Here is a 22395-nt window from a genome sequence, read left to right as displayed (position 1 = left end):
CAATGACACGCTTCGACAATATGTACCGCTCAAGATATATGCAGCCGCTGGACGGCGCCCGCTACTTTATCCTGCTGTTCATGATATGGCTGCTGCTGGGATGCATGCTGCTGCTGTGGGAACAGGAGCGCTGGGTCTACCGTACTATCAACGGGCACTACAGCCCTTTGGGCGATACGCTGTTTCCCTGGATCACCCATATCGGCGAGGGGCCGGTGATCATTACGATATTGTTGTTGCTGCTGCTCATTCCGCGCCTGCGTACCTGGAAGTTTACCCTGGCCCTGATGGTATGCAACCTGAGCCCCTTCCTGCTCACACAGGCGATCAAGGGCCTGGTGAATGCGCCCCGGCCGTTGAAATACTTTGCAGAAGCAGCCTGGATCCATCGCGTGCCTGGGCAGCCACTCAACTACGATTTCAGCTTTCCTTCCGGGCATAGCGAAGGGTCGTTTGCCTTCCTGTGCTTCCTGTCGCTGCTGCTACCTGCACGCTACCGCTACCTGGGCGCCGTCTTTTTCCTTATTGCCCTATCGGTAGTTTATTCAAGAATGTACCTGTCGCAGCACTTTTATGCCGACGTGTATACGGGCAGCGTGATCGGCACGCTGTGCTGCCTTATTTCTTTTGCCATCATCAATCCTTTCAAAGATGCAGAGATCAATAGAACGCATCTTCAAAATGAAGCAGCTCGATAACCCGTCCATGCTGCAACAGGATGCTGATCACATCGAAGCGAAGCTTTTCATAGGAAGGATATTGCAGGCAATAATGTTCGGCGGTCGCCTTCAGCCATTGCTGCTTGCGCTCATGTACGGCCTCCTCGGGAAAGCCCAGCGCATAGCTGCTCCGGGTCTTGATCTCGGTAAACACAAGTATATCGCCCGATAAGGAGATCACATCGACCTCTTTATGCCCGAAGCGGTAATTGATCTCCAGCAGCACATGGCCTTTGCCGCGCAGGTAGGCATGCGCCTGCTCCTCACCGGCTTTACCCAGTTCAAGATGCTTGCTCATGGCACTCGCTTTTTTTAAGATAATAGAAAAGGCCGGTGCGCCCTTAAGATTTAGCATTACCGGTAAATACATACCGGATGATGTTGGCGCCCATCTGCAAGGCCTGCTGCCGCTTTTCGGGTCCATCGTTATGTACTTCAGGATCTTCCCAGCCATCACCGATATCGCAGTCGAAAGTGTAAAAGCATACCAGCCGTCCTTTATAAATAAGGCCGTAGCCATGGGGCTGCTTACCATCGTGCTCATGGATCTTTGGCAAGCCGTTGGGAAAATTGTATTGCTGATGATAAACAGGATGCGAGAAAGGCAGCTCGACAAAATCCAGTTCGGGAAACACCTTCTTCATCTCGGGCCGTACATAGGGATCTATGCCGAAGTTGTCGTCGATATGCAGGAAGCCGCCGCTTTCCAGGTACAACCGCAGGTTTTTGGCTTCTGCATCGCTAAAGGAAATACGACCATGGCCGGTTGCATGCACAAAGGGATAGTTGAACAGGTCGGCACTGCCGGCCTCCACCTGGGCTTCTGTGGCAGCAAATGCCGTATGCAGGTTCTGGTTGCAGAATTGTGCCAGGTTCTTTAAAGCTGTTGGATTGGCATACCAGTCTCCACCACCGCCGTAAACCAGCAAGGCAAGCTTTATTTGCTGCGCATGCACAGCAGGTATCATCAGGATCAGCAACAGGCTGCAAAGCAGTTTACGCATAGTTCAGAGCATTAAAAACGGTACAGGCATACAGCCCTGCAGTCTCGGTGCGCAGGCGGTTGGCGCCCAGTGAAACCGGGCTGAAACCCTGCTCCAGGCATAAAGATACTTCTTCCCTGGTAAAGTCGCCTTCAGGCCCTATAAGCACCAATGTGCTTCTGGATGGCTGCATGGCCTGCAGCAACGAATGGCGCGGCTCGCCGCTCAGGCAATGGGCCAGCAGCTTCTGCTCCGCCGCTGCGGTCATCAGCTGTTTCAACGGCTGGGGTTCATGTAGTCGGGGCAGGAAGCATTGCTGCGATTGCAGCATTGCCGATATTAATATCAGCTTCAGTCTTTCGGCATTGAACTTCTCTTTTTCGCTACGCTGCACCGTCAAAGGATAAATGTGCTCGATGCCCATCTCCGTAGCCTTCTCCAGCAGCCACTCATTACGGCTGTTGTTCTTGGTAAAGGCAATACCCAACGACAGCGCATAGGGCCTTTCTGTAAGGGTTTCCAGGGTTACCACCTGTACCCCGCAACGTTTGCGTTCGGCTGCGACAATGCTTACCCGCGCGCGCAGCCCTTTCCCGTTCGTCAGCAGCATATGCTCGCCCTCCTGCATACGCAATACCTGTATACAATGCTTGGAGGTGGCTTCATCAAGTGTAAATACCTGTTGGCCTGCAACAAGCGCTTCATGGTAAAAATAAGGCAGCATGGGGTCAGTATTTAAAACGGTATTCCAGCAAGGTATCCTTAGTTATATTGCCCTTTTCCGATCCGAGGATCTGGATCTGGAAAATGCGGTCGGGCATATACTGCAGCTTCTGGCGCACCAGGCGACCATCCTGCTGCCTGCTGGTCTCCATATAGATCGATTTGACCAGGTTGGTGACCATATCTGCCGAAATATCCATTTTACGCAGGAACAGATCGGCCGCTACAGCTTCGTAATGCAAGTGCGTGGTCTCCGTGGTCTCGTCGGTAAACATATCAAATTTGTACCAGCCCAGGTATTTTTTATCGCTGATATCTGCGGCATCAAAGTAGGCGCGGAGCCGCCCCCACAATACGCCGTCGAGTGGCACGTAAGCGCTGTCGCGCCGGCCGTTTGTCTCCACGATCTTCAATAGCGTATAAGGATCTCCATTCCGGTTTTTCCACTGGTCGTTAAAATAATCAGTGATAGAAAAATAAGTCTCGGTGGTATCGCCCGTCTTCTGCGGCGGCTCCTGGCCGGTGGTCGCTTTTTCTTCAGTGGAAGCGGAATTTTGCTTTTCTTTGCAGGCGAATAAGGCGCAGCAAAAAACCACGGGTAATAGAGATCGTAAGCGCATCAGCATTGCTTTAGTACGCAAATGTAATAAACCTGCCCTTTTTTCCTAATCGCCGCCCCGGTCAAAAGCAACAATATGAGTGAAGAACGTACAGAAATAGCCAGCCTTGGAGAATTTGGACTTATCGACCACCTGACCCGCAACAATGAGACCCGGCAGGCCAGCACCATCCTCAGCATCGGCGATGATGCCGCAGTCATCGACCAGTTTGGCAAGCAAACCGTAATCTCCAGCGATATGCTGGTAGAGGGTGTGCACTTCGACCTGATGTATACGCCATTGAAGCACCTTGGGTACAAATCTGTCGTGGTCAACCTTTCCGACATCTGCGCCATGAACGCTATCCCTACGCACATCACCTTGAATATAGGCATCAGCAACCGCTTTTCGGTGGAAGCCCTGGACGAATTTTACGAGGGCGTATATGCAGCTTGCCGGCATTATAATGTAGACCTGATAGGTGGCGATACCATCAGCTCGCAAAGAGGATTGCTTATCAGCATTACCGCTATCGGTGAGGTAACGCCCAACAAATTCGTTACCCGTAGCGGCGCCGGCCCCAATGATCTGCTGTGCGTTACAGGCGACCTGGGAGCGGCTTACCTGGGCTTACAGCTACTCGAAAGGGAAAAGAAGATCTTTCTCGAAAACCCCGGGGTAACACCCGACCTGGAAGGACGCGCCTACGTGACCGGCCGGCTGCTGAAGCCCGAGGCCCGGCTCGATATCGTGGAATGGCTGGCAGAACAGGAGATCATGCCCACCGCAATGATGGACGTGAGCGATGGCCTGAGCTCCGAGATCCTGCACCTGTGCCGGCAAAGCAACACCGGCTGCGTGCTGTATGAAGACAAGATACCCTTCCACGACGAGACACGCGAAGTGGCTTATAAATTCGACATCGATCCCACGGCCTGCGCGCTCAGCGGCGGCGAGGATTACGAGCTGCTATTCACCATTAAACAGGAAGATTACGATAAGCTGCGTATGCAGGAGCTGATCAGCGTGATTGGGCATATGACGCCGCCGGAAGAAGGCCGTAATCTCATTACACGCAAAGGCAACAAGCATGAGCTGGTTGCCCAGGGCTGGGTAGCTTTTCAGTAAACGACCGACCCAGGACGATATAAAGAACAAGGGGCATTGTGTTACAGCAATGCCCCTTGTTCTTATCCTATACGATTATCTGGCGGTGTTTTGCTTTATTTTGGTCACCTTCACTTCCACACCGGGTTTCACCTGCATAATACCGGTGGTCAGTACGGTATCGCCGGGCGTCAACCCATGCAATATTTCCACGTCCTCAACTTCCCGCATGCCCGTTGTGACTGTGACCAGCTCTGCTTTACCGCCGCGCAGTACGGCCACCTTCTTATCCCGTGTCGTAGGAATAATGCTTTGAGAAGGGACCATGATGGCGCCACTGTTCCGGTCAAGCGTGAGGTATACATTGGCAAAAGCGCCTGGCACCAGCTTGTTGGCAGCATTGGGTACCAGTGCCCGCATCATAATGGTACGGGTAGTAGCGTCGGCGCCGGGCTGTATGGCTACGATCTGGCCGCTCATGGTATCACGGCTGCCCGTTACCGTAAAGCGTACTACATTACCCGTACGGATCACGCCTTTATACTGCTCCGGTATTGGAAAGTCCAGCTTTAAGGGATTCACCTGCTGGATGATGGTAACGAGTGTAGTGGGCGTAACGACTGCGCCCACGCTCACATTACGCAACCCGATAATACCATCGAATGAAGCCTTGATCTGCAGGCGCCGCAATAAGGCCTCATTATATTCCACATCGGCATCGATAGAAGCGATCTGGGCCACCGTATTGTCGTATTCCTGCTTGCTGATGCCGTTGATGGCGAGCAGCTCATCCTGCCGTTCTTTGGTAATGACCTGCAGCTGGCGTTGCACTTTTAATTTCTGTATCTGCGCTCTGATGTCGCCATCGTAAAGCTGTATCAGCAGATCGCCTTTGTGCACAGGCGCGCCTTCTCTGAAATGAATGGCCGTAATGCGCCCCGAAACTTCCGGGTAAACGTTGATCGCTTCATTGGCCAGCAGGTTCCCGCTGCTTTCATATACCGCATCCAGCGTAGTAGGCTGCACCACTACTGCTTCTGCCCTAAGCCCCTGTGGGCCTTTATCCTTTGGTTTCTTTTCTTTGCCGGAATGACAACCGGCGGCAGCCAACAGGAGCCATGCGGCCAATATTTTCGTTAATCCGCTATTCCGATTGCATTGAAGATAAAAACGCGACCCCGGGCCTGGTACAGATGTTTGCTGCATAATTAAAAAAGGGTGATCGCCGGTTTCCGGCGGATTAGGACTATTTAAATCCTCCCCGGTTTAAAACCCGGTAAAATATTTTATTGCCGTTGTCCGAAAAGCAGGCTACCAATACGTACATGAGTGCTGCCTTCAGCAATGGCTGTCTCATAATCGCCGCTCATTCCCATCGACAGGATATGGAAATGCTCCTGTCCTAAAAAGTAACTCTGGCGGGCCAGCTGGAACATTGCCTTCAGGTTACGGAACTCGGCGGCAACCTGCGCCTTGTCTGCCGTGAAAGAGGCCATGCCCATCAGCCCGTCGATACGCACATAGCGCAGCTGCGCCCGCTGCACTTCATAGTGTTCCAGCAGGTCAATCATTTCCTTCTCGTCCAGCCCAAACTTGGTTTCTTCCCCCGCAATATGAAGCTGCAGGAGGCAGGGTATCTGCCGGTCGTATTTTTCGCCTTGCTTATTGATCTCGCTCAGTAGCCGGAAGCTGTCTACACCGTGTATCAGGTGCACGAAAGGTGCGATATATTTTACCTTATTGGATTGCAGGTGCCCTATAAAATGCCATCGGATATCGGCCGGTAGCTGCGCCTGCTTTTCTACAAGCTCCTGCACGTAGTTCTCGCCGAAATCCCGCTGACCAAGCCGGTACAACGCTTCAATATCTGAAACCGGCTTAAGTTTGGATACAGCGATCAATGTCGCTTGGGTTTCCTGCAAGGTATGGGTCAGCTGCCCGAAAGCTTCTGCTGTGATCATTGAGGTAATTATATTTAGAATTAAGTGACTATCCGGAAATAGGAAACGGGATACAATTTGCTCCTAAATAACGGTTGCTGAGCTTGTCGAAGCACCATCGTTGTCCTTTCGACAAGCTCAAGGACCGCCTTTGTTTCCTATATCCGGATACTCAGATTAGATTATTTTTTGCCGGTATCAACTACCAGCAGGTTGGCTGCGATCTTATCGGAAAGCATTACCGGGGGAGCCTGGTCGATGCTGACCATTACACTGTGATCGAAGGGCAAAAACTCATCGACGATCAATTGTACGCCAATGTGCAGGCCGAAACGTTCCAGGTGCTGCAAAAAGGCGGAAGAAGTATCTTTGACTGCTACGAGCTTAAGCTTTTTGCCGGCCTCTGTTTGCGACAGCGTGGTATTTGACGCCGGCTTTACCTCTCCTGCGGCGTTAGGAATAGGATCGCCGTGGGGGTCGAACCGGGGAAAATCCAGGAACTCATCCAACCGCTCGATCAGCTTTGCAGAGCGGATATGCTCCAGCTCTTCGGCAACTTCATGTACCTCATCCCAGGAAAAATGCAGCTTTTCGTGCAGGAACACCTCCCAAAGCCTGTGCTTTCGTACGATCTGCAGGGCTACGGACATGCCCGTCTTGCTCAGCTGTGTCTTTTTGTATTTTTCATAATGGATCAACTTTTTGTCGGAGAGCTTGCGCAACATATCCGTTACCGTAGCAGGACGGGTATTCATTTTTTCCGCAATATCGTTCACCGATACATCTTTGCTGGGGCTATCCTGCTGCAGGTAGTAGATGGCTTTAAGGTAGTTCTCCTCTGTAAAGCTGAATTCGGGCATAAGGCGAAAGTAGCAAGAATCGCAGGCATATCCAAAAGCAGTGCCGAAGGCCTATGGCTTGCCCCGGAAGGCAATTGCTATAAACCGTTTAGCTACCTGTTAATTGCAGATAACCATGGGATCACAGGTTTAAAAAAATGCTAAAAGGAAAGCCTTCTTTAAGATTTAGTTAGATTTGCAATTCACCATATCCCGTGTGCAATGCTCTTTCCCGGAAGAGCGCTGCTTTGTTTCGCATGCTTTTGTTTCCTTTGTCTATGAAGAAATGCCTTAAGATCCTTTTTCTCGTAGTGGCCTGCAGCTTGCTTACGCCCGTTGCTTCCCCTGCGCAATTCTGGAAAAAGCTGTTTAAAAAAGAGGTTAAAAAGCCGGTAAAGAAAAACCCGGACAAGAATAAGCCCGTCGCTAAAAAAGACGAGCCTAAACTCAAAAAAAGAGTACCGCCCGAATATCCTGCCGCCGGAAAAAAAGACGTTTACCGTATAGATGTACTATTGCCGCTAAACCTGAACGCACTGGTGCAGAACGGGAAACCGCTTTATAAAAAAGCTCCGGATCATCTGCAATCTGCTATTAACTTCTACGAAGGCCTCGGCATTGCAGCCCAGGCCATGCAGAACAAGGATGTAAAGCTGGAATGGTACGTGCACGATATAACTGATCCCGCCGACAATATTGCGCAGCTGACTACAGGAAAAAAAATGGAGCAAACAGATCTGATCATCGGCTGCGTGCAATCTAACGATATACCGGCACTGGCTGCCTATGCCAAAAAGAAAAAGATCAATTTTGTTTCGGCGCTTTCCCCTGCCGATGCCAATACCAAAGACAATCCCTACTTTATCCTGATCCAGCCAACGCTGAAAACCCATATCAGCCAGCTAATCGCTTATGCCGACAAGAAATACGGAAAAAATCCGAAATACATTTTTCACAATAACAATACCAGCGGTGAAAAAGAAGCCTATAACCAGCTTCGGGACGCGCTTATTGAAGAGAAAGATCTCAGCATCGTGGATTGCTCCCGTCTGAAGCTGACCACAGATACCCTGTCCCGGCTTTTTGACAGCACTAAGGTCAATGTAGTCTTCGTTAGCGTGCTCGATATCGGCAGTGCAGAGCAAATACTCAATACCCTTGCCGCCATGCCGCGCAGCTACCGCTTCCAGATATTCGGAATGCCCTCCTGGAAATCACTGCGGGGCCTTAGCCAGCAAAGCGCCTACATGGGATTAAGCATTCACTACACGACGCCGTTCTACTACGATCCTACCACTGCAGCAGGCAAATATGTGACTACACAATATACAGCCACCTATGGCGGCACGCCATCTGAAATGGTCTACCGGGGCTACGAATCTCTGTACTGGCTCAGCCACCTCCTGGAGCAGCATGGCGTGGTGTTCAATAAAGATATCGGCGATGTGAGCGCGGCGCCCTTTACCCGCTACGAGATAGAGCCGGCCTGGTCCAGGGAGAACGACTTTCTCTACCTCGAAAACAACAAGCTGTATATGCTCCACTATCAGAATGGCGGCTATGTGGTAGAGCAGCAATAACCGTACACTGCTAACAACAGGCATAACCATTTTCTGACAGGTGTCACAGGTATAAACAAAAGCTGCCCGGCAATGATTGCCGGGCAGCTTTTATATAAACTTCTAAACATCAGGCATTCTGTTCCCGCAGCTTCAACTTCTTGGCGTCTGCCACAGCCTTTTTCTGCGCGATATAAGGATAGTGATATTGTTCCAGGAATTGCTTTTTCGAATCACGGTAGGTATCCACGCCACCGATCAGGCTCAGGAAACGGACATAGACATAGGCCATATCAACCTGGTAGCTCAGGAATCCCGAACGTGCGCTGGCCGGGTACAGGTGATGGTTATTGTGCCATTCGCCTGCTACATAGCCGGGCCATATCTGGTTAATGGAAAGATCTTTACGGTTATAATCGATACCGTCTACCCGCTTATCCTTTCCTTTGCCATGGCCTTCGTAGTTGAAGGTACGCACACCGGCTGTCCATACAAAGGCAGAACCGAATATCGCGCAGGCCAGGCCAAGTCCTTGTCCGCCCAGCAGGTACTGACCGGTAAGGTATAAGGCTGCAAACCAGAAACCCCAGTTGAGTGCCCAGCTCAGCAACACACGGCCGGGGCTATCAATGCTGCCCCATTTACGGTATTGCTCGTAGGTATTGGGTTTTACACCGGTATGCCGCATCAGGTGCACGACGCGTTGATAATCTTCTTCAGAAAGATTGCGGTTGATCGGCTGGTGATTGGCATCGGCCAGGAAACAATACAGGAAGCCGGCATTTGCATTATAGGGATCACCCGGCTCGTCAGATTTGGCGTGGTGAACATGATGCGATACGGCATAGATCTCTTCGAACACAGTCTTGATCACCAGGTGCTGCGTAACGAAACGCCAGAACTTATTCTTAAAGGTGTAGGCGCCATGCGTACAATAGCGGTGATACCAGATGGTGCCATGCGTACCCATGAAGATCATGCTATATACAAAGCCTGCCAGCACAAACCACCAGTTAAAGGCGAAGAAGAAGAAATAGATAAGGAAGGGAAGCAACATAAAGAGTTGTACCCAACTCGTGAAAGTCATCCAGTTCTTCCTGGATTTAAAAATATTCAGCCTTGAAAAAAATTCTTTAAAAATCTGCTTCTGAGTGGGTTTCACCAGATTTCCCTGTTCATCACGCCATCCATAACTTGGCGGCTCCAGCACATAATCAAATAATGCCATTAAAGATTTTTTAGAATAATTGAATAAGTTTCATATGAGACGATCCCCATCGCGGTAAAGATAACTATAAAATGATGATACTGTCAATTAAATTACGTTTCCTTGCAAATATGTGACAATCATTTGCCCGCTTTCCCCTACGATTGCATAAAAGAAATATACGCCGAAAGCTGCGCTGCAGTTTGCATACGCTTTGTATGCTCCTAATGCAGGTGATCGCCCGAAAAGGCAAAAGGCAACATATTGATAATGTTGTCGACGATAAGGCCCTCCCCCGCAGGATTGCTCATGATCAGCCTTATAGGATGATCCTGGCGCTTTGCTACTTCCAGCAGGCTTTGCCGGCAAATGCCACAGGGTGAAAGGATCAGCTCATTTCGCTCCGGTTGCCGTTTGTTCCGGTAAGCAATAGCAACGGTATGAATAGCCATACCGGCATAGAGAGAAGAAAGCGTGGCCAGGGCTGCACGTTCAGCGCAGATACCGGCGGGATAGGATGCATTTTCCTGGTTGCCGCCCTTTACGATGGCCCCGTTGTCCAGCAGCAGCGCCGCGCCTACCTCAAAGCCGGAATAAGGTGCATAAGCCAGTTGTGTCGCTTCACGGGCGGCCTCCAGCAAGGCTGCATCTCCGGCAGAAAGATCGCCGGGCTGCCCGAAGGTCAGATATGGGAAAGAGAAGGAGGTGTCCATTGTTTAAAGAACGCAAATTAAGATAAGCCTTTCATAAACCACCGCTAAGGGGGGAAAAATATATGTACCAGAGTTTTATCTTTGCCCAAAATGTATCCCCGAGATGAAACAATTCTTTAAGTTCTTCTTTGCCTCTTTCCTGGCGCTTGTTGTCGCCGGAATTCTTTTCTTCGCCGTTTTCTTCATCGTGATCGGGTCTATATCCCGTTCGGTATCGGGAGCGGCCGCCAAGGAGGCCGAGTCGCTGGTAAAAGACAACTCTATCCTCTATATCGATCTTACCGATCAATACCACGAGCTTGGTGAAAGCAATACCCTGGCCTTGTTTACCGGTGGCTCCTCTCAAACGGCCGGACTGCACGACCTGATGAAGAGCATCGCTTATGCCAAGACCGACGACAAGATCAAAGGCATCTACATCAAAACCGGCGGCTCGCCCAATGGCCAGGCAACAGCGCAGCAGATAAGGCAGGCGCTGAAAGATTTCAAGCAAAGTGGTAAATTTATTTATGCCTACGGCGACTTTATGCCACAGGCCGACTATTATATTGCCTCTGTTGCCGACAGCATTTTCATCAACCCTCTGGGCTCTGTGGAGCTGAAGGGCCTTACTTCCAACCTGGTATTCTTCAAAGGTGCGCTCGACAAGCTGAATGTACAGCCGGAGATCTTCTACTGCGGGCAGTTTAAAAGCGCTACAGAGCCTTTCCGTATGGATAAAATGAGTGAACCGAACCGCAAGCAGATCGCGGCCTTGCAAAGCGATATGTGGAATGAGATGCTACAGGCTGTAAGCGAGCATACGCACGCCGATACGGCAGCGGTCAATACCTGGGCCAAAACCGGCGCCATACAGAATGCACGCGATGCGGTCAACTACAAGCTTGCCGACGGCACACGCTATAAAGATGAAGTGGAAGCTTTGCTCCGGTCCAAGACGGGTAAATCGGAAAGAGATAAGATCAGCTTCATTGCCGCCGGTGACTATGTAAAAAACGTAACCGACCCTTCCAGCGACAACCAGATCGCGATACTGGTAGCTGAAGGCGAGATCGTCGATGGCGAAAAGCAGGGCTCTTCTTACCAGATCGCTTCAGAGACCTTTATCAAGGAGATTCGCAAAGTAAAGGACAATGATAAAGTAAAGGCAGTAGTGATGCGGGTCAATTCGCCCGGCGGCAGCGCCCTGGCCTCCGAAGTGATCCTGCGTGAGCTGCAATTGCTCAAAAAGAAAAAGCCCCTCGTAGTGTCGATGGGCGACCTGGCGGCCAGCGGCGGCTACTATATTTCCTGCCAGGCCGACAGCATCTTTGCGCTGCCCAATACCATTACCGGCAGCATCGGTGTTTTTGGCATGATGTTCAACACCCAGGCCTTCTTTAACCAGAAGCTGGGCGTTACCTTCGACGGCGAAAAAAATGCCCCCTATGCCGATTTCCCCAACATGAACCGCCCCATGACCGAGCAGGAGAAGAAATTTATTCAGAACGGTGTAGATACGATTTATATGACCTTTAAAAGCCGGGTGGCTGCAGGACGTAAAATGAACGTCGACTACGTAGACAGCATAGGCCAGGGAAGGGTATGGACCGGTACTGCAGGCCTGAAGAACGGCCTGGTAGATGCGCTGGGCAACCTGGATCGTGCCATCAGGAGCGCCGCCGCCCTTGCAAAACTCAAGGACTACCGCACCATCACCTGTCCGGCGCCGGAAGACAAGATGGATCGCCTGATGCGCATGTTCTCCCAAGGCAGCGTCAGCGAGAAAATACTGGCCGAACAATTCCTGGAGCAGGAAATGGGCAAAGAATACCGTTGGTTCCGTATCCTGCGCACCATGCAGCAGCAAAAGAACCATGTATGGATGATGATGCCTTTCATACCCGAGATCTATTAAGCATCGTAAAAGCAATATAATGGGCTGCCTGCATTCCAGGCAGCCCATTCTGTTATAAACCGGGAGTGGCTTACGGCCTCATACTGTGTTTCCTGAAGGCCTCTCCGGATGCTGACGGATACAAGGGCCGCTCCTGCAAATCTTGAAGGAAGGGAGGCAGATTTGAATTGCAAGTATTCCATTGCAGGCGATTCCTTTACTTTCGCCCGTCATTACAATCGACTTATTTCTGAAAACCACCGGCTACATGAAAAAAATCGCCCTTACAGTTGCGCTGCTGATCGCCCTCATCTCCAGTATTTCCGCCCAGCAACGATCTGTACAAGTGCTCAGCGCTACCATAAAGGACAAAAGAATAGAAGGCGCAGAAGTGATCTTCCAGAAAAACGGAGAACAGTCGGTAAGCGGGCGAACCGATGCCAGCGGCAATGTAACGGTCAATGCTGGCTTTGCCGATGACCCGGGCACTTCCGTTATCATTAAAAAAGAGGGTTACTCCACCCTTGTCGCCAAGTGTCCCTGCGACAAGCTTACGTATGCGATAAGCCCGGTGATGGAGAACCTTGACGGTATGCGTATCGTATTGAGCTGGGGCGCCACCCCATCCGATCTGGATGCCCACCTGGCCTACGGCAGCAAACACATTTTCTACAATCATAAGCTGGGCAGCAATGCCGACCTGGATGTAGATGATACAGATAGCTATGGCCCGGAAACCATCACCATAGGCCAGCGCAACAATGGGGAAGAATATGTATATGCTATCCACGATTTTTCGGACAGGGACAACCCCAATACTACCCGGCTTAGCTATAGCCAGGCTAAGGTGTTTGTATACATAGGCCAGTCGCTGGTACGTACTTATTACCTGCCGGCCAACGGACAGGCCGGCAACCTGTGGACGGTGTTCAAGATCAACGGAAACGGTGAAATGCAGGATATCAACACGATCAGCCGTGTCAATTGTACTTCCGAGGATGTGAACCGGATCATGTTCAACCCGCACGATGCAGTTACCATCAGCAACAACTACAATACCTCGACCGCGGAGTCGCTCAATGCCAACGGCGAGGCAGCCTATCACAGCCGCAACTATGAATCGGCGGTAAGCTATTATACAGCTGCCATCCAGGAGGATCCGGCATACGGACAGGCCTATGGCAACCTGGGTCTGGCTTATAAAAAAATGGGACGGAATGCGGAAGCGATCTGGGCCAACAGAAAAGCCATAGCGCTGGCCAGCGGCCCCACGGCCAATACAGTGAAGGCCGGTTCTTACTATAATATAGGCCGTATCTACGAGGAGCGCGGTAAATACGCTGATGCCCTGCGGCAATACCAACTGGCTAAAGCGGCAAAAGAAAATCCCGTTTACGATACGGCGATAAGCAGGATGCGGGGCAAGCGATGAGGTGATGAAAGGACTGCCAATATTTCCTGACCACGAATAGGGGTAATGGCCTGTTCTATGGTCTTATACGGGTAGCTGACAATAATCGGGTTAATAGTTTAACGCTTTTTTCACTTATCTGACACAATATCGGGTTAAACACTTTGGCACGCCTTTTGTCTATATTCAGGAAGAGAGATCATCTTTGAGAATAGCACCGGCTTACAGATATAGATTACCTCTATGAGGGTTTTTTATAATTTTTCCGGTGAAAATGTTGAAAATCTCAAACGGTATATTATATTTGCACATAAGATTGATCTTTTGATTGCCGAAAGTCCATCTGAACCCTAACATTATCAATAGTTATTACTATGAAATTTGTATACAAGCTTTCTTTCTTGCTCACCCTGATCGCCTTTGTGGGCCTGCGTTCCACAGATGCCGCTGCGCAAGGAAGTGATAAAATCACCATCACCAACCAGGACAGGACCATCACGGTGTACCCCATCCCTGCCAACAGCAGCGTGAACGTACGCTTATCGGCTTCCCTGAGGACTGACGTAGAGAAAGTAGAGATCATCAACCTGATCGGCCGTAAGCTTACTGAGCAGACGATTATCGACAAAAGCACTACCGACGTTACGTTCAATAACCTAAGCGAAATGCCCCAGGGCATTTACATGGTGGTTGCCCGCGATAAAGGCGGCAAGATCGTGCAGTCAGCCAAAATGATCATCAACCGTTAAAACCGGCTCTTCCGGTACGGAAAGATTGTAATAACGTATTTTTAGAACGGAAGCCCTGGTGGTTTCCGTTTTTATTTGTATATTAGAATTATAGAATACCCGTTTATGAGCACACCGCTTTTATATACAAAGGCCATCGACGAAGAACAGGAGAAAAAGTTGATTCTCAGGGAGTACCGGGCCTTGTTACGTGCGCTGAAGCAACGGCTCAAAAAGGGCGACCGTAAAACCGTACGCCGCGCTTTCGAGTTGGCTGCCGACGCGCATAAGGAAACCCGTCGTAAATCGGGCGAGCCTTATATCCTGCACCCGCTTGCCGTAGCCCGCATTGTGGTAGAAGAAATAGGCCTGGGCGTTACCTCGGCCTGCTGCGCGCTGATGCACGATGTGGTGGAAGATACCGAGATCACCCTTGAGGATATTGCTGCCGAATTCGGTACCGATTTTGCCCGCATTATAGATGGTCTCACCAAGATATCCAATGTGGTCGATATCAAGGCCTCGGCCTCCATGCAGGCCGAAAATTTCCGTAAGATCCTGCTCACGCTGGCCGAAGACCCCCGCGTGATCCTGATCAAGCTGGCCGACCGCCTACACAATATGCGTACGCTCAATAGTATGAGCCGGGAAAAGCAGTTGAAGATCGCCTCAGAGACAACCTATATTTTTACGCCGCTTGCCCACCGGCTGGGACTGTACGAGATCAAGACCGAGCTGGAAGATCTTGCCCTGAAATTTACCCAGCCCGATGTGTACCTGGATATCGTACGTAAGCTGAAGGAAACCAAAAGAGACCGTACCCGTTATATTAACGAGTTCATCAAACCTGTCAAGGAAGAACTGGGCAAGCAGGACATCAATTTCGATATCTATGGCCGCCCCAAGTCCATTCATTCCATCTGGAACAAGATGCGCACCAAGCATGTCTCCTTCAACGAAGTATATGACCTGTTTGCCATCAGGGTAATCCTCAACTCGCCCAGGGAAAGGGAAAAAGAAGATTGCTGGAAGGTTTATTCCATCATTACCAATTATTACCAGCCCAGCCCCGAACGGCTGCGCGACTGGCTCAGCATGCCAAAGGGCAATGGCTACGAGGCGCTGCATACGACAGTAATGGGCCCGGGAGGACGCTGGGTGGAGGTACAGATCCGTACCCAACGTATGAACGAGATCGCGGAAAAAGGCCTGGCCGCCCACTGGAAATACAAAGAAGGCACGCACAATGAAAGCAAGCTGGATGCATGGCTCAAACATATAGGCGAGGTGCTGAACAATCCGGATACCGATACCCTGGATTTTGTACAGGACTTCAAGCTCGATCTGTTTACCGAGGAAATCTATGTATATACCCCAAAAGGCGACATGCGTGTGCTGCCCAAAGGTGCTACCGCACTGGATCTGGCTTTCGACATTCACTCCGAGCTGGGTGCACGTTGCATCGGCGCCAAGATCAACTACCGGCTGATGCCGATCAGCCAGGAGCTGAAGAGCGGCGACCAGGTAGAGATTATCACGTCGTCCAAGCAGAAGCCTTCGGAAGACTGGCTCAACTTCGTGGTTACAGCGAAAGGCAAATCGAGGATCAAGTATTACCTGAGGGAAGAAAAAAGACGGATCGCCGAAGACGGTAAGGAGATACTGTACCGTAAGCTGGACCACATGCACGTTTCTCCCTCCATACAGAATCTGAACGAGATCTGTGCTTACTATAAGCTGCCTTCGCCACTCGATCTTTACTATGGCATTGCCGTAGGCTCTATCGACCTTAAGCCGCTGAAATCCTTTATGGTTACCGGCGACAGGCTGTTCCAGCCGCAGAAGGAGGCTAAGCCCGAGGCCAAGCCTGTCCAGCACCATGAGCACGAGAAGGAAATGACGGCCAAAGGTGCAGAGCTCATTATCTTCGGCGAGAGCTCGGACAAGATCCTGTACAAGCTGGCGCAATGCTGCCAGCCGATCCCGGGCGACGACGTATTTGGCTTTATTACTTCGGGAGAAGGGCTGAAGGTGCACCGCACCGACTGCCCCAACGCTGCACAGCTGATGGCCAACTACGCGCACCGTATCGTGAAGACCAAGTGGGCAAAGAACAAGGAAATATCTTTCCTTACCGGCGTCAAGCTTACCGGTCTAGACGATGTGGGCATCATACAGGGCATTACCAATGTCATTACCGGGGAGCTGCATATGAACATGCGCTCGATCAGCATTGACTCAAGAGACGGCGTATTCGAAGGCACCATTATGGTCTTTGTGCACGACCGGGAAGAGCTGGATGAGCTATGCCGCAGACTGGGCAATATTAAAGGCATCACCAAAGTGGAGCGGGTCGAGGCCAGCGGCGAATAGTATCTTTGCCCCGGTCCGTTTGTTCCTTTTTTTCTTCCATTAACGAATGATCTCTTCTTCCCTGCCCTTTCCACCCATAAGCTGGTGGCAACAGGCCTGTGCCGCGCAGCAGGTCACCTTTGACCTGGCCGAGCACTACCAAAAAATGAGCTACCGCAACCGGTATTACCTCGCTGCGCCTTCGGGCAGGATGCTCCTGAGTCTCCCGCTGGAAAAGGGCCGCAACCAAAGGATGCCCGTAGGCGAAGTGCAGCTGTCTTACTGCACCAGCTGGCAGGACAATCATTGGAAAACGATCGTGTCGCTATACGGCCGCTCTCCTTTTTTCGAATATTTCGCGCCGCAGCTGGAGCCTTTGTTCCGGCAGCATTTTCCGCTCCTGCATACGTTCAATAAAGCAGGCATACTACTGGTGGCGCAGCTATTGAAGCTGCCCCTGGCTTTGGGTGAGACCACGCAATTTGTGGCGCACTATCCCGAAGGCACCTGCGACCTGCGGCATAGCCTGTCGCCTCAGCAACCCGTAGCCCTGCCGGCCTATCACCAGGTATTTACCGATCGCACGGGCTTCCTGACCGATTGCTCCATACTCGACCTCCTGTTTTGCGAAGGCCCCTACGCTGCCGCGCTGCTGCAAACAGTATAGCAAAACCAGGAGCATACAAGAAAAAAGCATTGCCCTCAACCGGGGCAATGCCTTTTTATCTTTGATGGCCCTCCGCTGGGGTCATTTGTTTTATTGATCAGATCAGATCTTCCATTGCTTACCGGCAAAGCGCTCGCTTACTACCAGCTCTTTGCTGCCGGGGGTATACTTATAGAAGCCTTCCCCGCTCTTGGCGCCCAGGAAGCCCGCCTGAACCATGTTGCATAGCAGGGTAGCCGGCGCATACTTCTGGTTGCCGAAGCCCATGTGCAATACATTCATGATAGAATAGCAGGTATCGAGGCCTATAAAGTCGGCCAGCTGCAGGGGACCCATCGGATGCGCCATACCCAGCTTCATAATGGTATCGATCTCTTCCACGCCGGCAACACCTTCTTGCAGGGCCAGGATCGCTTCATTGATCAGCGGCATCAGGATACGGTTGGAAATAAAGCCGGGATAATCGTTCACCACACAGGGAACCTTATTCAGCATTTTGGTAAGATCAAATACAGTTTGGGTCACATCCTTGTCTGTAGCATACCCGTTAATGATCTCTACCAGGCGCATTACCGGTACGGGATTCATAAAGTGCATACCGATCACTTTGCCGGGACGCTTAGTAAAGGAGCCTATGCGAGTAATGGAAATAGAAGAGGTATTGCTGGCCAGGATAGTCTTTTCGGGACAAAGACGATCGAGCTCCTGGAAGATCTTGATCTTAAGGTCGATATTTTCGGAAGCAGCTTCTACCACGAGGTCAGCATCCCCTACGGCTTCGGCCATGTCGGTAAACAGCTCGATACGGGAAAGTGCCGCCTCTTTATCTTCGGCAGTAAGCAGGTTCTTGGTCACCTGGCGATCCATATTGGCGCCGATCTTGGCCACCGCTTTTTCCAATGCTTCCCTGGAGATATCGACCATGTGCACTTTACAGCCGTATTGCGCAAATACATGGGAAATGCCATTGCCCATTGTGCCGGCGCCAATTACCGTTACTGTTTTTATCTGCTCCAGGCGTGCTTTGGCTGCCGCATCTAATCCTAATGTTTCTGCGTTCACTGCTGTTGTTTGTTCTTTAACTTCAGACATGATTAATAATTAATTTTTTTTAAAAACGCCTAAAGGTAACCTTTTTTTAATAATGGCGTGCATGAAAATGGCAGCTATATATACCCTCCGGAATCGGCTGTAAACATGCAGGGAAAAGAAATAGGAAAAAACTTCTTGTTATGGCTGAAAACTATAACTTTGCGCCCATGACACGAAAAAACCGCTTATTCGTTGCAGGCAGCTGCCTGCTTTTATTGGCAGCCTGCCAATCTCCCAAAGACCAGATCGTACGTAAATGGCAGATAGATAGCTTCGAAAGTCCTTTCAGAGATTCTATGCTGAAGGTACAGGAGCATTCTATAGATACCATTACCGTAGTGGATAGCAATATGGCCATGTATGTAGGTACTTTCAACGTGGATAGCTTCAAGATGTTGCTCAAAAAACAGATCAGGCAATCCAAGGAAGACTATGAGAAAGCAGCGAAGGAAAGCCGCCTCACCTTTACCAAGGACGGTTATATGATCAACGAGGAAGGCAGCGCCGGACGGAAAGATTCTATGAAATATACACTGACTGATGATAAAAAGCTGATCGTAAAGCCGGTAAATATTCCTGCCGGAATGCCCAGCAAGCCGGATACCATCAACATCGAAAAGATCAGCAGCAGCGAAATGCGCTTCAAAGTAGGTAAGGAAAAACAGGTGATGTATATCAACCTGAAACCTGCCGGTGAAAGCAAGGCTACAGAAAAGAAAGCTGAAGAGAAAAAATAACTTTTGTCAAGATTCAGACCAGACTACGCCTCCCGGTAAACGGAAGGCGTAGTTTTCGTTTTATAATTCGGTAGAATAAACTATTTTTACCCCCGCTTAAAATCAGATCAATAATTTATGGCAGAAATAGCTTTCCGGCAGGCGCTGCGCGAAGCGCTCAGCGAAGAGATGCGCAGGGATGAAAGAGTGTTTTTGATGGGTGAGGAAGTAGCTCAGTACAATGGCGCCTACAAGGTAAGCCAGGGCATGCTCGACGAGTTCGGCCCCCGCAGGGTGATCGATACGCCTATTGCAGAGCTGGGTTTTACCGCCATCGCAGTGGGCGCTGCATCCAACGGTCTTCGTCCTGTAGTGGAATTTATGACCTGGAACTTTGCCGTACTGGCGCTGGACCAGATCATGAACCACGCTTCCAAAATGCTCTCGATGAGCGCAGGCCAGTTTGGCTGCCCCATCGTATTCAGAGGACCCAATGGTTCGGCCGGACAGCTCGGCGCCCAGCACTCCTCCGCTTTTGAAAGCTGGTACGCCAATATTCCGGGACTTAAGGTGGTATCGGTATCTAATCCATACGATGCCAAGGGCCTGCTGAAATCCGCAATCCGCGATGATGATCCGGTTGTTTTCCTGGAGTCGGAGCTCATGTACGGCGATATGGGCGAGGTGCCCGATGGCGAGTACCTGATCCCTCTGGGTAAGGCCGCTGTAAAAAGAGAAGGCACCGATGTAACGATCGTTTCGTTCAACAAGATGATGAAAGTAGCCATGGGCGCTGCGGAAGAGCTGGCCAAAGAAGGTATCAGCGCCGAAGTGATCGACCTGCGCACCATTCGCCCGCTGGATAGTGAGACCATTATCAATTCGGTGAAAAAGACCAATCGTCTCGTGATCGTGGAAGAGCAGTGGCCATTCGCCTCCGTATCTTCCGAGATCAGCTACCGGGTGCAGAAAGACGCCTTCGATTACCTGGATGCCCCCATACACCGCATCTGCTCGGCCGATACCAATATGCACTATGCGCCCAACCTGGTGGCGGCTTACCTGCCCGATGTGCCGCGCACGGTGAACCTGGTGAAAGAGGTGATGTACATCAAAAAATAACACAACGTATACCTGCTCAGAATTTGACAAACTATCCGGTTTGTCAAATTTTGTTTTGGGGAACGCCCCGCTATAATAAAATAGCTTATTTTAGCGTTTAATCATTGAATCGCAGCGAAAAAAGACATGTTTTTATCCATAAAGAGAGCCCTCCTGCTTGCCTTCTTCGTACCCGGTATATTCAAAGCTTCGGCACAGGAGTTTTATCAATCTACCGAATACGGTGTGCTCCTGGGAGCCTCTACTTATTTCGGCGATCTTAATCCCAATTACGGCTTAAAATACATCAGACCTGCAGGCGGCTTGTTTCTGCGCTATCACCTGAATCCCTATATCGCACTGCGTGGCGCTGTTAACTATACCAAGGTAGGTTACGATGACCAATTTACCTCCAACCCTTACCAGCAGCAGCGCAACCTGAGCTTCCGGTCCGACATTGTAGAGGCCACCGTAATGGCCGAATTTAATTTCTTCTGGTTTTCTACCGGCGATCCACAACACCGTTTCACTCCTTACCTTACTGGCGGCATAGGCGCATTTTATTATGAGCCGTACACCGACCTGAACGGCAGGCGCTACAACCTGAGACCCCTGGGTACCGAAGGACAGAATACAGAAGAATTCAAAAACCGCAAATACAAACCTTACAGCATTTGTCTGCCGGTGGGCGCAGGGATCAAATACTGGCTGGGGCCAGGCGTCAACTTCAGCGCCGAGATCGTCAATCGCTTTACCTTTACCGATTATATGGACGATGTGAGCAATACTTATGTAGGCGCCGACCGCTTTCTCGCCAATCCAAAGAACCCCAGCGTAGCGTCTCAGCTCCAGGACCGCTCGATTACGGTAGATGGGCAAAAGCTGGGCCGTGCCGGCAAGCAGCGCGGCGACAATGCCAGCAAGGACCAATACCTGATGGTTCAATTTTCGCTCTCGTTCCAGCTGAAAACCTACAAATGTCCTTCACACCTGGAAGGACTATGGCAGCCGGATTAAACGTATCTTCGCGGCGCAAATTCAATTCAGCGCGATTTTAATGGCAGCAATTTTCGATATGGACGGCCTGTTGCTCGACACAGAGCCGTTATGGGGCGTAAGCATGCTCAAAATAGCCCGGCATTACCAGGTGCCCGTAGGCACCGATTTCTTCAAGTACACTACTGGTTTGAGAATATACGAGGTTACCGAATTCTGGAAAGAGAAGTTCGGATGGCCGGGCACTGTCACGGCAAAGCAGTTGGCCGAGGATATCCTGGACGACATTATCGCCCTATCCAAAGCAGAAGGCGGCGTAATGCCCGGCGCAGAGGCTTGCCTTCAATGGCTGCAGGCCAACAAGACCAAAACAGGTCTGGCCACCTCCTCACCCACCCGTATGCTCAACGAGCTGATCGGGCATTTCGGACTTACCGGTTACTTTGCTGCCATGACCTCGGCAGATACCGCTCTATTCGGGAAACCGCATCCGGAAGTTTACCTTCAATGCGCCCATGCGCTTACAGAATCGCCATGGAATTGTATTGCGCTCGAAGATTCGGTGAATGGGATGATATCGGCTAAAGCCGCCCGTATGAAAGTGATCGTGGTACCCGAGCCGGCACGATACGAGGATGCGCGCTTCGGCCTGGCTGATGTAAAGTTGCCCAGCCTGGAAGCTTTCAACGCACAGGTGTGGCAATCGCTGCAATAGCTGTGACTGAAGCATAAAATCACTTCCGCTTTGTCTTCGGCTTTACCAGATCGTAAGAGTGATCGATCAGCTCTTTAATCAGTTTATCGCCCAGGCTGCCATCGACGATCACGGTATTCCAGTGTTTCTTGTTCATATGGTAACCGGGAATAATCGTACTATAGGTTTCTCTCAGCTCCTGCGCCCTGTCGGGATCGCATTTGGCATTGAAGGATAGCGGCACGGCGTCGAGGCTGAGCAGCAGGAACATTTTTCCCGCCACTTTGAACACCAGGGCGCCTTCGCCAAAAGGAAAACTTTCTTCGGCGCCCTCCCGGGCAAGGCAATACGTTCTTATAGACTCTGCATTCAT

The 22395-nt window shown here is 50.7% G+C and carries 23 protein-coding genes; 12 read left to right on the top strand and 11 right to left on the bottom strand.

From position 1 onward, the window contains the following. The first annotated feature begins 2 nt into the window (after positions 1-2). On the top strand, positions 3-698 hold the full coding sequence (locus DZK30_RS03165) for a phosphatase PAP2 family protein (protein ID WP_162902800.1): 696 nt from the start codon (positions 3-5) through the stop codon (positions 696-698). On the opposite strand, the gene DZK30_RS03160 is transcribed toward DZK30_RS03165, so the two are convergent. The 4 genes from DZK30_RS03160 to DZK30_RS03145 are packed head-to-tail and all read right to left on the bottom strand — an operon-like array spanning position 661 to position 3045. Continuing rightward, positions 661-1017: a YraN family protein gene (locus DZK30_RS03160; RefSeq protein ID WP_118972618.1), complete on the bottom strand. Its 357-nt coding sequence runs from the start codon at positions 1015-1017 to the stop codon at positions 661-663. The two genes, DZK30_RS03165 and DZK30_RS03160, sit on opposite strands and share 38 nt — an antisense overlap. 43 nt (positions 1018-1060) lie before the next feature. Beyond that, positions 1061-1723, bottom strand: coding sequence for a DUF4159 domain-containing protein (locus DZK30_RS03155; RefSeq protein WP_118972617.1), 663 nt, complete (start codon positions 1721-1723; stop codon positions 1061-1063). After that, complete coding sequence (locus tag DZK30_RS03150; RefSeq protein WP_118972616.1) at positions 1716-2426, bottom strand: RsmE family RNA methyltransferase; 711 nt, start codon at positions 2424-2426, stop codon at positions 1716-1718. Before DZK30_RS03150 ends, DZK30_RS03155 begins: the two co-directional genes overlap by 8 nt. 4 nt (positions 2427-2430) lie before the next feature. Further along, a complete protein-coding gene (locus tag DZK30_RS03145) occupies positions 2431-3045 on the bottom strand; it encodes a hypothetical protein (RefSeq protein WP_162902799.1) in 615 nt (204 codons plus the stop codon). 75 nt (positions 3046-3120) lie between these two features. On the opposite strand from DZK30_RS03145, the gene thiL reads away from it, so the two are divergent. Next, positions 3121-4152: a thiamine-phosphate kinase gene (gene thiL, locus DZK30_RS03140; protein WP_118972614.1), complete on the top strand. Its 1032-nt coding sequence runs from the start codon at positions 3121-3123 to the stop codon at positions 4150-4152. Between the two features lie 75 nt (positions 4153-4227). Here the strand turns inward: thiL and DZK30_RS03135 are convergent, their stop codons facing one another. From DZK30_RS03135 to DZK30_RS03125, 3 genes are all read right to left on the bottom strand, one after another. Next, positions 4228-5259: an efflux RND transporter periplasmic adaptor subunit gene (locus DZK30_RS03135; protein WP_162902798.1), complete on the bottom strand. Its 1032-nt coding sequence runs from the start codon at positions 5257-5259 to the stop codon at positions 4228-4230. 158 nt (positions 5260-5417) lie between these two features. After that, positions 5418-6092, bottom strand: a complete 675-nt coding sequence (locus DZK30_RS03130; RefSeq protein ID WP_118972612.1) for a YggS family pyridoxal phosphate-dependent enzyme — start codon at positions 6090-6092, stop codon at positions 5418-5420. Positions 6093-6253: 161 nt separating this feature from the next. Further along, entirely contained in the window at positions 6254-6931 is a 678-nt protein-coding gene (locus DZK30_RS03125) for a metal-dependent transcriptional regulator (protein WP_118972611.1), read from the bottom strand. Positions 6932-7188: 257 nt separating this feature from the next. Between DZK30_RS03125 and DZK30_RS03120 the strand changes: the two genes are divergently transcribed. Then, on the top strand, positions 7189-8490 hold the full coding sequence (locus DZK30_RS03120; protein WP_162902797.1) for an ABC transporter substrate-binding protein: 1302 nt from the start codon (positions 7189-7191) through the stop codon (positions 8488-8490). 109 nt (positions 8491-8599) lie between these two features. Here the strand turns inward: DZK30_RS03120 and DZK30_RS03115 are convergent, their stop codons facing one another. Beyond that, positions 8600-9697: a fatty acid desaturase family protein gene (locus tag DZK30_RS03115; RefSeq protein WP_118972609.1), complete on the bottom strand. Its 1098-nt coding sequence runs from the start codon at positions 9695-9697 to the stop codon at positions 8600-8602. Between the two features lie 203 nt (positions 9698-9900). Beyond that, the gene (locus DZK30_RS03110; protein WP_118972608.1) at positions 9901-10389 is read right to left on the bottom strand and encodes a cytidine deaminase; all 489 of its coding nucleotides are present in this window, start codon (positions 10387-10389) and stop codon (positions 9901-9903) included. 103 nt (positions 10390-10492) lie between these two features. Between DZK30_RS03110 and sppA the strand changes: the two genes are divergently transcribed. The 5 genes from sppA (at position 10493) to DZK30_RS03080 (ending at position 17423) form a co-directional block, all read left to right on the top strand. Continuing rightward, positions 10493-12286: a signal peptide peptidase SppA gene (sppA, locus tag DZK30_RS03105; protein ID WP_118972607.1), complete on the top strand. Its 1794-nt coding sequence runs from the start codon at positions 10493-10495 to the stop codon at positions 12284-12286. A gap of 247 nt (positions 12287-12533) precedes the next feature. Then, positions 12534-13697: a tetratricopeptide repeat protein gene (locus tag DZK30_RS03095; RefSeq protein WP_118973384.1), complete on the top strand. Its 1164-nt coding sequence runs from the start codon at positions 12534-12536 to the stop codon at positions 13695-13697. A 353-nt stretch (positions 13698-14050) separates the two neighbouring features. Then, a complete protein-coding gene (locus DZK30_RS03090; protein ID WP_118972605.1) occupies positions 14051-14425 on the top strand; it encodes a T9SS type A sorting domain-containing protein in 375 nt (124 codons plus the stop codon). 105 nt (positions 14426-14530) lie between these two features. Then, on the top strand, positions 14531-16777 hold the full coding sequence (locus DZK30_RS03085) for a RelA/SpoT family protein (RefSeq protein ID WP_118972604.1): 2247 nt from the start codon (positions 14531-14533) through the stop codon (positions 16775-16777). Positions 16778-16823: 46 nt separating this feature from the next. Beyond that, positions 16824-17423, top strand: a complete 600-nt coding sequence (locus DZK30_RS03080) for a WbqC family protein (RefSeq protein WP_118972603.1) — start codon at positions 16824-16826, stop codon at positions 17421-17423. A 102-nt stretch (positions 17424-17525) separates the two neighbouring features. Here the strand turns inward: DZK30_RS03080 and DZK30_RS03075 are convergent, their stop codons facing one another. After that, complete coding sequence (locus DZK30_RS03075) at positions 17526-18515, bottom strand: 3-hydroxyacyl-CoA dehydrogenase family protein (RefSeq protein WP_205529347.1); 990 nt, start codon at positions 18513-18515, stop codon at positions 17526-17528. Between the two features lie 140 nt (positions 18516-18655). Between DZK30_RS03075 and DZK30_RS03070 the strand changes: the two genes are divergently transcribed. The 4 genes from DZK30_RS03070 to hxpB all read left to right on the top strand — a co-directional run bounded on the left by DZK30_RS03070 (position 18656) and on the right by hxpB (position 22043). Beyond that, the gene (locus tag DZK30_RS03070; protein WP_162902796.1) at positions 18656-19252 is read left to right on the top strand and encodes a hypothetical protein; all 597 of its coding nucleotides are present in this window, start codon (positions 18656-18658) and stop codon (positions 19250-19252) included. A gap of 117 nt (positions 19253-19369) precedes the next feature. After that, entirely contained in the window at positions 19370-20353 is a 984-nt protein-coding gene (locus DZK30_RS03065; RefSeq protein WP_118972601.1) for a pyruvate dehydrogenase complex E1 component subunit beta, read from the top strand. A gap of 126 nt (positions 20354-20479) precedes the next feature. Next, positions 20480-21349, top strand: coding sequence for a type IX secretion system protein PorG (gene porG, locus DZK30_RS03060; protein ID WP_118972600.1), 870 nt, complete (start codon positions 20480-20482; stop codon positions 21347-21349). Between the two features lie 40 nt (positions 21350-21389). After that, positions 21390-22043, top strand: a complete 654-nt coding sequence (gene hxpB / locus DZK30_RS03055; protein WP_118972599.1) for a hexitol phosphatase HxpB — start codon at positions 21390-21392, stop codon at positions 22041-22043. A 19-nt stretch (positions 22044-22062) separates the two neighbouring features. On the opposite strand, the gene DZK30_RS03050 is transcribed toward hxpB, so the two are convergent. Beyond that, entirely contained in the window at positions 22063-22395 is a 333-nt protein-coding gene (locus tag DZK30_RS03050; protein ID WP_118973382.1) for an MmcQ/YjbR family DNA-binding protein, read from the bottom strand.

Source organism: Taibaiella koreensis (assembly GCF_003545715.1).
Classification (GTDB): Bacteria; Bacteroidota; Bacteroidia; order Chitinophagales; family Chitinophagaceae; genus Taibaiella; species Taibaiella koreensis.
The sequence above is the reverse complement of the archived record's forward strand: the minus strand, read 5'-3'. Positions and strand labels throughout refer to the sequence as shown.

Excerpts from the sequence above, each read along its gene's own strand:
- DZK30_RS03165 (WP_162902800.1), top strand. The coding sequence starts at position 3 with ATGACACGCTTCGACAATATGTACCGCTCAAGATATATGCAGCCGCTG.
- DZK30_RS03160 (WP_118972618.1), bottom strand. The coding sequence starts at position 1,017 with ATGAGCAAGCATCTTGAACTGGGTAAAGCCGGTGAGGAGCAGGCGCAT.
- DZK30_RS03155 (WP_118972617.1), bottom strand. The coding sequence starts at position 1,723 with ATGCGTAAACTGCTTTGCAGCCTGTTGCTGATCCTGATGATACCTGCT.
- DZK30_RS03150 (WP_118972616.1), bottom strand. The coding sequence starts at position 2,426 with ATGCTGCCTTATTTTTACCATGAAGCGCTTGTTGCAGGCCAACAGGTA.
- DZK30_RS03145 (WP_162902799.1), bottom strand. The coding sequence starts at position 3,045 with ATGCGCTTACGATCTCTATTACCCGTGGTTTTTTGCTGCGCCTTATTC.
- thiL (WP_118972614.1), top strand. The coding sequence starts at position 3,121 with ATGAGTGAAGAACGTACAGAAATAGCCAGCCTTGGAGAATTTGGACTT.
- DZK30_RS03130 (WP_118972612.1), bottom strand. The coding sequence starts at position 6,092 with ATGATCACAGCAGAAGCTTTCGGGCAGCTGACCCATACCTTGCAGGAA.
- DZK30_RS03125 (WP_118972611.1), bottom strand. The coding sequence starts at position 6,931 with ATGCCCGAATTCAGCTTTACAGAGGAGAACTACCTTAAAGCCATCTAC.
- DZK30_RS03120 (WP_162902797.1), top strand. The coding sequence starts at position 7,189 with ATGAAGAAATGCCTTAAGATCCTTTTTCTCGTAGTGGCCTGCAGCTTG.
- DZK30_RS03115 (WP_118972609.1), bottom strand. The coding sequence starts at position 9,697 with ATGGCATTATTTGATTATGTGCTGGAGCCGCCAAGTTATGGATGGCGT.
- DZK30_RS03110 (WP_118972608.1), bottom strand. The coding sequence starts at position 10,389 with ATGGACACCTCCTTCTCTTTCCCATATCTGACCTTCGGGCAGCCCGGC.
- sppA (WP_118972607.1), top strand. The coding sequence starts at position 10,493 with ATGAAACAATTCTTTAAGTTCTTCTTTGCCTCTTTCCTGGCGCTTGTT.
- DZK30_RS03095 (WP_118973384.1), top strand. The coding sequence starts at position 12,534 with ATGAAAAAAATCGCCCTTACAGTTGCGCTGCTGATCGCCCTCATCTCC.
- DZK30_RS03090 (WP_118972605.1), top strand. The coding sequence starts at position 14,051 with ATGAAATTTGTATACAAGCTTTCTTTCTTGCTCACCCTGATCGCCTTT.
- DZK30_RS03085 (WP_118972604.1), top strand. The coding sequence starts at position 14,531 with ATGAGCACACCGCTTTTATATACAAAGGCCATCGACGAAGAACAGGAG.
- DZK30_RS03080 (WP_118972603.1), top strand. The coding sequence starts at position 16,824 with ATGATCTCTTCTTCCCTGCCCTTTCCACCCATAAGCTGGTGGCAACAG.
- DZK30_RS03075 (WP_205529347.1), bottom strand. The coding sequence starts at position 18,515 with ATGTCTGAAGTTAAAGAACAAACAACAGCAGTGAACGCAGAAACATTA.
- DZK30_RS03070 (WP_162902796.1), top strand. The coding sequence starts at position 18,656 with ATGGCTGAAAACTATAACTTTGCGCCCATGACACGAAAAAACCGCTTA.
- DZK30_RS03065 (WP_118972601.1), top strand. The coding sequence starts at position 19,370 with ATGGCAGAAATAGCTTTCCGGCAGGCGCTGCGCGAAGCGCTCAGCGAA.
- porG (WP_118972600.1), top strand. The coding sequence starts at position 20,480 with ATGTTTTTATCCATAAAGAGAGCCCTCCTGCTTGCCTTCTTCGTACCC.
- hxpB (WP_118972599.1), top strand. The coding sequence starts at position 21,390 with ATGGCAGCAATTTTCGATATGGACGGCCTGTTGCTCGACACAGAGCCG.
- DZK30_RS03050 (WP_118973382.1), bottom strand. The coding sequence starts at position 22,395 with ATGAATGCAGAGTCTATAAGAACGTATTGCCTTGCCCGGGAGGGCGCC.